Raw genomic sequence first — 7,528 nt, 5'->3', positions numbered from 1 at the left:
TCATCACTGCGCCGGCCCTCGCGGCGCATCTGCTCCACTGCCAGACGAGCACGGCATTTCGTGGCTCCAGAACGACAGGGCTGTCATCGAACAAGCCAGGTGATCCAGGCCGCGGGCTCACAATGCGCCGATCAAGGCTGTTGCGCCGCTGACGGGCACCGTGTGGGTGGCGATGCCGTCCTCGGTTCCGACATGCAGCAGGAAGCCGGTCGGATCGTCGAGGTACCCGATCTGGCGATCCGCCCGCAGCGTCAGGGAGGTCTGCCGGAAAGTGCTCGGCGCGACCGATACCGAGGTTCCGGCGAAGGGCGCGTGGATCGGCCGGTGGACATGCCCGGCGAGGACCCTGGCGACATTCGGGTAGCGAGAAACGACTTCGGCCAGTTTCGCCCCATCCGCCAACCGCATCCCGTCCAGAAACGGAATCCCCACTGCCACGGGTGGATGGTGCAGGGCCACGAACACAGGAACCTCGCGGCGTGTGGACAGCGACTCGTCGAGCCAGGCCAGCTGTTGATCTCCCAGGAGCCCGCCGGGGCCGCCGGGATGTTTCGAATCCAGCACTATGACCGAGAATCGGTCGTGGTCGACGACGTAGTGAGTGTCCTGCGCGCCGCCGAGCAGCGATGTATCCGCAAAGATCTTCCTGATCACGGCCGGGTCGTCGTGGTTCCCGGCGACCAGGTACACCGGTATCGGGAAACGAACGGTCAACTCCCGCAACTGGTCATACGCATTATCGTGCCCGAACTCGACCAAATCCCCGGTGATGACGACACAGTCGGGCCGTGGATCGACCGCCAATACACGGCCCAACGCGGTATGCAGGGCTGCGGCCGGGCCTGAGGCCAGGGCGTCAGACCTCAGATGAGGATCACTCAAGTGGGCCACCAGCACTCGTGCACCCCTCTTTCGAACGATCTGCAGTGCCCGCAAAATTTCAGCGGAGATATTGTCAAATCCTGTGGAGCGGGCCGAGTTCCGGGTGGTTCCTTCCCCGGCGTGCGGTAGGGGTTGTACGTGAATTCTGTTTGTCGGGTGTCAATGGGCGTCTGCTGCTGTGGGGGTGGTGGCCAGGACCGTAATCACTTCTTCGGTGGTGAGGATGTGCTCGGCGAACAGCGGGCCGTTGAGGTGGTGGGCTGCGTGCATCAGCTCATCGCTGTAGGCGGCAGTCGCGTCGGTGACGAGGGTGACCGGGTATCCCAGTTCCATGGCGTGGCGGGCGGTGCCTTCGACACAGCCCGGCGCGGTCATCCCGGCGATGATGACTCGTTCGATCCCACGCATCCGTAGCTGTAGATCCAGGTCGGTGTTCGCGAAGCCACTCATTCCCCAATGCTCGTAAGCCACGACATCGCTGTGGCCGGGTGCGGTTGGGGCATACCATTGGCCGCCGAAGCTGCCTTCGGCGAACAGGTGTGCCTGGACGACCGCGCTGTGCGGGCGGGGAGTGTGCTGCCAGCCGGCGCCGTCACCGGGGCGCCAACGCCGGTGGGGCGCATACATCACCGGCATGCCCGCTGCCCGGGCCGCGGTGAGTAGCTGTTCGAGATGCTCGCGGGTGCCGACTCGTTCGGCAACCTCGCGCAGCCGTGGCCAGACCTTGCCGCCCTCGGCGAGCATCTCGTTGTAGGGATCGACCACGATCAGCGCGGTCCGGTTGGTGTCGTACTGCATCGCTCGCCTTATCGGGTGTCTGGCTTGGCTAACGGCTGATGCCAACTCGCGTGCGCGGCGAGGTATTCCGGCCCGGACCTGCGTGCTGATCCGTCAGGCAACCTCCGTTCCGGTGGCGCCGGGCGAGGCGGTCGCGGATGCCGGTGTGATGTCGCGGGGGCGTTCGAGCAGCTTGCCTTTGTGGAACAGGCCGCCGGCGCGGACGAGGGCGACGAGTTCGGGGGCGTTGATCTTGCGCCAGCGGGCCTGGGCGGACTCGATCAGCTTGTAGGCCATGGCGATTCCCGCCGCCCGCGAGCCGGTCCTTTGGTGACCTTGGTTCGCAGTCGCACCGAGGCGAAAGTTGATTCGATCGGATTTGTGGTGCCCAGGTGGATCCAATGCTCGGCCGGATACCGGTAGAAGTCGAGCAACACGTCGAGGTCATCGACGATCTTGGCGACCGCCTTGGGATATTTTGCGCCGTAACCGACGTCGAAGGCCTTCACCGCCAGTTGCGCCTTGTCGAGATCCCCGGCCATGTAAATGTCCTTCATCGCCGCGATCGCGCTCGGATGCATCGATTTCGGCAAGGTTCGCGCGCTCCTGCTGGTTCAAGTGTTTGGTGGGGGCCGCGCCGCGCAACTGCTGGGTCCCGGCCGATGGGGCTGACCGCCGGATTCGGTTCCCGTTTCGCGGAGTCCCGGATCCGCGCTCGGCGACATACAGCACCCCGGACGCAGGGCGCGCGCGACGTACTCGCCGGGCACTCAACCATCGACGCGTTCGCCGAGCAGGGGTTGTCAGGCACCTACCGATTGCCAGAAGGGGCACTGGTGTTCCTGGGCGAGGTCGGCGGAGCCGATCTGTGCGGGTGCGAGCGACTGGACGTGGTTTCCGCTCCGAAAGGGCAGCCACTGAGGTCGTCCGTCGCCGTTGGGATTTCCTGTGGATGCGAACCGGGTCCAGTAGCCGATCATGGTCGCTGACAGTTGCCGCTGGGCGAGCGTGACGGGTCCCGGGAGTTGCTCGTCGGCGAAGAGGTACTGCAATTCGGCACCATGGAACGCGCCGGTCGGGAAGCCGGGTTTGGGCAGCTCGGTGAACCAGGGAGCGCTCTCGTCGGCGAATTCATAGGCATACAACGGTGTTTCGGCGGCGAGCATACGGTTCTGATCGAGAACCGCGCAGCCCCACGCCCAGTCGGTGACCACGGCCGACAGTGCCTCGCCGGCGGAATGGAATCGGCTGACGGGATACCGTGCCAGGACCCGTTCGACATCCGGTGCGGGAAACAATGCGTCGAGTTGTTCGCGATATCCGGCCGGGGTCGTCTGTTGAGCGGTTGCTATTTCGATCGCAGCGGTGAACAGGCGGTGTTCGTCCCGCGTTGTCCCTTCGATGATGGGCACATGATTGAACTGACCGGTAGCGAAGGCGCGTTCCGGGCTGAGGGGAAGCATCCCGCCGCCGAAGGTGGGGCCTGATCCGACTCCGTCATCGGACCACTTCGCGAGGTCCTCTGCGGGCTTGGCCCGCAGGCACTCCGCGGCCGTGACCGGATCGGAGCAGCCGACCGCGGCGGCGACCTCGACACCGTGCTGCTCTCGTTCGGAGCGTGGCAACGGAAACCAGGTCGGCGGCCCCGGCGACCATTTCCGACCGGCGCACTGGCCGCTTTGCACGATCGCCTTCTGAAACAGACCTGCCGATCCCGGTGCGGCCAGCTGAGCGCAGACGCTGGTTCCCCCGGCGGATTCACCGAAGATCGTGACGTTGCCCGGGTCTCCACCGAATGCCGCCGCGTTGCGCTGGACCCACTGCAGCGCGGCCTGCTGATCTTCGAGGCCGAAATTTCCGGAGAGGTTTCGGGCACGACCGTGGTCGAGAGCGGGATGGGCGAGGAATCCGAGGATACCCAGCCGGTAGTTCGGGCTGACGACGATCACGTCTCCGCTGCTCGCCAGCTGCTGCGCGTCGTACAGGCTACCGGCGCCGTTGATGAAGCCGTTGCCGTGGATCCACACCATCACCGGCAGTTCGCGACCGCTGCTGTGGCGCGGTGTCGTCACGTTGAGATAGAGACAGTCTTCGGTCGCGCTGGCCGGATCCATCAGTCCTTCGGCCTGGGCGCATCGATTCCCCGGTCTGGTCGCGTCTCGAATACCAGGCCACGGCGCGGCGGGTTGCGGCGATGCCCAGCGGAGTTCACCTACCGGGGGCGCTGCGTATGGGATCCCCTGAAAGACCCTGGTATCCGTACCGAGTCCGCCTCGTACCGCGCCGATGTCGGTCGAGACCACGGTGGCGGCGGGACTCCGAGATGGGCTGCGGCTCCATACCGGAGCGGCTGCTCCCACCCCGGCCACGCAGAGTGTGAGCGTCGCCGCGGTCAGCAGCACCCCCAGTTGGCGCGCATCACCGGATCGCGTTCTGCGGCGGCCGGATTCGTGGCTGCGCTCCTGCTGTTCCATGTCTCGGCCCTGCCTCGGTCTATTTCGTGTGTGGGTTACACGAACAATAAGTGTATGGTTTACACGAAGTCAATCGGCTCGCTGCCGACGAAAGGAATCGACCGATGCCGACCGCCGATGACACCGAACTGCCGCCGGGGCTCGCCTTGGCGTGGGGGCTCCCCGTCACACCGAACACACTCGGTCGCAGGCCGTCACGAAGCGTCGAACAGGTCGTCGAGGCAGCCCTCGAACTGGCCGATGCCGACGGATTCACCGCCATATCCATGCCCAAGATCGCACAGCGAATCGGGCTGACCACCAACGCGATCTACCGGTATGTCAGCTCCCGGGACGAACTGCTGGTGCTCGTCGCCGAGGCAGCCTGGGGTCCGGCGCCGGATGCGGTGTTCGATGCGCAGGACTGGCGAGCCGCGGCGACCATCTGGACACAGGCGATGATCGATCGATGCGACGTGCACCCGTGGCTGTGCGATCTACCGATCCGCGGGGCTCCGGTGACACCGCATCTGCTGGGCTGGACGGAGGCGATCCTGACAGTGCTGACCGGCGCGGGCCTGAGCCCCAGCGAGAGCTTGGGCTGCGCGTTGCTGCTGGACGGTTACGCGCGACAGATCGCCAACGCGCGTCGTGACGTGCGCGAAAGCACCACCACACCCGTCCAGTCGGCAGCGGTGACCCGGTTCCTCGAACCCCGGCTGCGAGAGCTGGGATATTCGGTTTTGGCGTCCATGATGGCCGGAAACGAATACTCCGACGACATTCCGGACGATGACATCGCCTTCGGTCTGGAGCGTATCCTCGACGGGATCGACGCGCTGATCGCCAGGAAAAAGCTTGTAGAAGAACGAGATTCGGAGGCAACGCCGACAGCACCGTAGGAAGTTCGACGTGCTCGTCGACAGCGCTCGATCCTCGAGGACCGGGAGACATCACCAGCAGAACAGCGGCTCGCCCGGCCGGCTCCGGCGGCCCATGGACCACTCGCCGTCCTCCACGCAGCGCGCAAGGCACAGACCAGTGAAACCGATGATCACGTCGACTTCCGAGCAGACTGCTTGGTCAGGTTCGTTGGGCTGCAGAACTACCGGGGTACTGGAATCGAGCAACTCCACCGTTCTGTCCGCGGCGCGTTGCCGTACCTCGTCGACGGTCCACCCACCCGGAAGAATGCCCTCCTTCACCAACTGATTGTTGCAGTAACCGTGCGATCGACGCGATCCAACACGAATCGCCCTACCGAAGTGAACGACGAAGATACGCCACCCCGATAAAGGAATGTAATCTCGCTGATTTCAATCCGGTGGATCCAGTTCCCTAATCGATGCCGGGGTAAATATTCGAATTAAATCGTCGAGATTTTATTGATGGCTCGACCGTCAGCGCTCACGCCCCCGCGACCAGGCGCAGAGGCGGTGCGAGCAACGGCCGTAATGCGTCCGCGGCAGTTTTCACCGTCGCGGCCGGCAGCCCTGGTCGAGCGCCGACAGACAGCCGCAAGGGCTTCGCGGCCGGTAGGTCGAAGCACGGAACGAGTCCCTCCGGGGTCCGCCCTAGTGTCGCGAGCAGTGCCACCCCTACACCCGTCGCGACGGCGGCGTGTACTCCGCCCAGTTGCGGCGCCTCGGCCCGGATCGACGCCGGGAGGTCGACCTCGGACAGGGTTTCCAGGGCGCGGCTGCGCAGCGCGCAGGGGCTGTCGAAGGCGACGATCGGGACCGGGTCCGGGCGCGGAGGCGGCTGCCAGCCCGGCGCGGAATACCAGGTCAGCTCGAGGTCTCCCACCTGGATCGCACTCGGATCGTCGCTGTTCAGCAGTAGCGCGAGGTCGATCCGGCGGCGCGCGAGACCGTCGCGGAGAGCACCGCCACGGTCGATTCGGAACCGGACGGAGAACTGCGGGGCCGCGCGCCCGAGCGCGCTCGCGAGGGCCGGTAGCAGTTGCGCGGCGCCGTGCTCGGTCGAGCCGATGGTGAGGATGTCCTCGGACCGTACGCCGAAGCCGCGCAGCGCGTTGTCGTGCAGGTCGAGGATTTGCCGGGCCACGGCAAGCAGTTCATCGCCGTCAGGGGTGAATCGCGAGCCACGCCCGTGCCGCTGCACCAGCTGGCGACCGACCGCATCCTCCAGCTTGCGCACGTGCTGGCTGACTGCGCCCTGCGTCAAATGCAGGTGGGTCGCCGCTCGCTGGAAGCCGCCGCAATCCGCGATGGCGACGAAGCTACGCAACGGTGCAATGTCGAGGTTCTTGTTCATGTCCTGACAATTATGCACTGCTATTACGAATCATGATGGTTCTCATCACGAATGCTCGTTGGATGGGCCGGGTTTATTCCCGTAATTTCGACGAGGCAGGAATCAATGGACGGAGCGGCGTGCGGAACAGACGGCAAATTCATCTGGGAGCCGTTCCCTACGGAACGGGCGGCCCGGGCAGTCACACCCTCTGGCTGGACCCGGACATCCCCGGCGACGCGAGTGTGAACATCGACTGGTTCACCGGTATCGCGCGACTGGCCGAGCGCGGCCTGTTCGATCTGGTGTTCATCGTCGACAGCCAGTTCATCACGCCGTATTCGCCGCCGCATTACCTCAACCGCCTGGAACCGTTGACGCTGCTGAGCGCGTTGGCGGTGCAGACGAGCGGGATCGGCCTGGTCGGTACGGCGACGACGAGCTTCAACAGCCCGTTCAACCTGACCAGGAGGCTCGGCTCGCTCGATCTGATCTCGCGTGGCCGGGCGGGGTGGAACGTCGTGACCACCGGCGATGCCGGCACCGCGCGCAACTACGGACTCGACGAGCACTACGACTACGACACGCGATACGGGCGCGCGCGGGAATTCGTCGAACTCGCTCGGGCACTGTGGGATTCGTACGAGGACGACGCCTTCGTGCGCGACCGGACGACCGGACGGTTCCTCGACCGCGGCAAACAACACCGGCTCGACCACGACGGCCGGTTCTTCAGGGTGCAGGGTCCATTGAACCTGGTCCGCTCACCGCAGGGACATCCGGTGATCTTCCAAGCGGGCGACTCCGATCAAGGCCGCGATCTGGGAGCCGCGGTCGGCGAGGGCATCTTCACCCACGCTCCCGACATCCCGTCGGGCCAGGCCTTCTACAACGACATCAAGGGCAGGGCCACAGAGAGATTCGGGCGCGACCCCGATCATCTGCTGATCCTGCCCGGAGTCAAGATCGTGGTGGGTGACACCGACGCGGACGCGCGGGAGATCGAGGCCGCGAACAACGCCGCCGACCACACCTTCGCCGCCGCGCTCGAGGAGTTCGGCCGGCCCTTCGGCTGGCACGACTTCACCGCCTACGACCTCGACGCGCCGTTCCCGGCCGAGGCGCTGGTATATGGCGAGCGCTCCTTCTACACCCAGGCC

Annotated in this window: 7 protein-coding genes and 1 pseudogene; 2 read left to right on the top strand and 6 right to left on the bottom strand. The window is 65.4% G+C overall.

Features of this window, described 5'->3' with window-relative positions; translation table 11 throughout:
- Positions 1 to 117: 117 nt before the first annotated feature.
- The 4 genes and pseudogenes from ON23_RS28880 to ON23_RS28865 form a co-directional block, all read right to left on the bottom strand.
- Positions 118 to 897 (bottom strand): phosphodiesterase, encoded by a 780-nt coding sequence (locus ON23_RS28880; RefSeq protein ID WP_039782156.1) that lies wholly within the window; start codon positions 895 to 897, stop codon positions 118 to 120.
- A 144-nt stretch (positions 898 to 1,041) separates the two neighbouring features.
- A complete protein-coding gene (locus tag ON23_RS28875; protein ID WP_039782155.1) occupies positions 1,042 to 1,680 on the bottom strand; it encodes a cysteine hydrolase family protein in 639 nt (212 codons plus the stop codon).
- Between the two features lie 93 nt (positions 1,681 to 1,773).
- Positions 1,774 to 2,252: pseudogene (locus ON23_RS28870) on the bottom strand (transposase); the annotation flags it as partial.
- A gap of 210 nt (positions 2,253 to 2,462) precedes the next feature.
- Positions 2,463 to 4,133: a carboxylesterase/lipase family protein gene (locus tag ON23_RS28865; RefSeq protein WP_083904301.1), complete on the bottom strand. Its 1,671-nt coding sequence runs from the start codon at positions 4,131 to 4,133 to the stop codon at positions 2,463 to 2,465.
- Positions 4,134 to 4,237: 104 nt separating this feature from the next.
- On the opposite strand from ON23_RS28865, the gene ON23_RS28860 reads away from it, so the two are divergent.
- A complete protein-coding gene (locus ON23_RS28860; protein ID WP_051043516.1) occupies positions 4,238 to 5,014 on the top strand; it encodes a TetR/AcrR family transcriptional regulator in 777 nt (258 codons plus the stop codon).
- Between the two features lie 51 nt (positions 5,015 to 5,065).
- On the opposite strand, the gene ON23_RS28855 is transcribed toward ON23_RS28860, so the two are convergent.
- Together ON23_RS28855 and ON23_RS28850 are read right to left on the bottom strand one after the other, a co-directional pair.
- Entirely contained in the window at positions 5,066 to 5,317 is a 252-nt protein-coding gene (locus ON23_RS28855) for a hypothetical protein (protein ID WP_039782153.1), read from the bottom strand.
- A gap of 202 nt (positions 5,318 to 5,519) precedes the next feature.
- Complete coding sequence (locus ON23_RS28850; protein ID WP_039782152.1) at positions 5,520 to 6,389, bottom strand: LysR family transcriptional regulator; 870 nt, start codon at positions 6,387 to 6,389, stop codon at positions 5,520 to 5,522.
- Positions 6,390 to 6,508: 119 nt separating this feature from the next.
- On the opposite strand from ON23_RS28850, the gene ON23_RS28845 reads away from it, so the two are divergent.
- Positions 6,509 to 7,528, top strand: a 1,020-nt coding sequence (locus ON23_RS28845; RefSeq protein WP_039782151.1) for an NtaA/DmoA family FMN-dependent monooxygenase, incomplete at its 3' end; no start/stop codon positions are given.

Origin of the sequence: Nocardia cerradoensis NBRC 101014 (assembly GCF_000308535.1) — a bacterium.
Classification (GTDB): Bacteria; Actinomycetota; Actinomycetes; order Mycobacteriales; family Mycobacteriaceae; genus Nocardia; species Nocardia cerradoensis.
The sequence above is the reverse complement of the archived record's forward strand: the minus strand, read 5'-3'. Positions and strand labels throughout refer to the sequence as shown.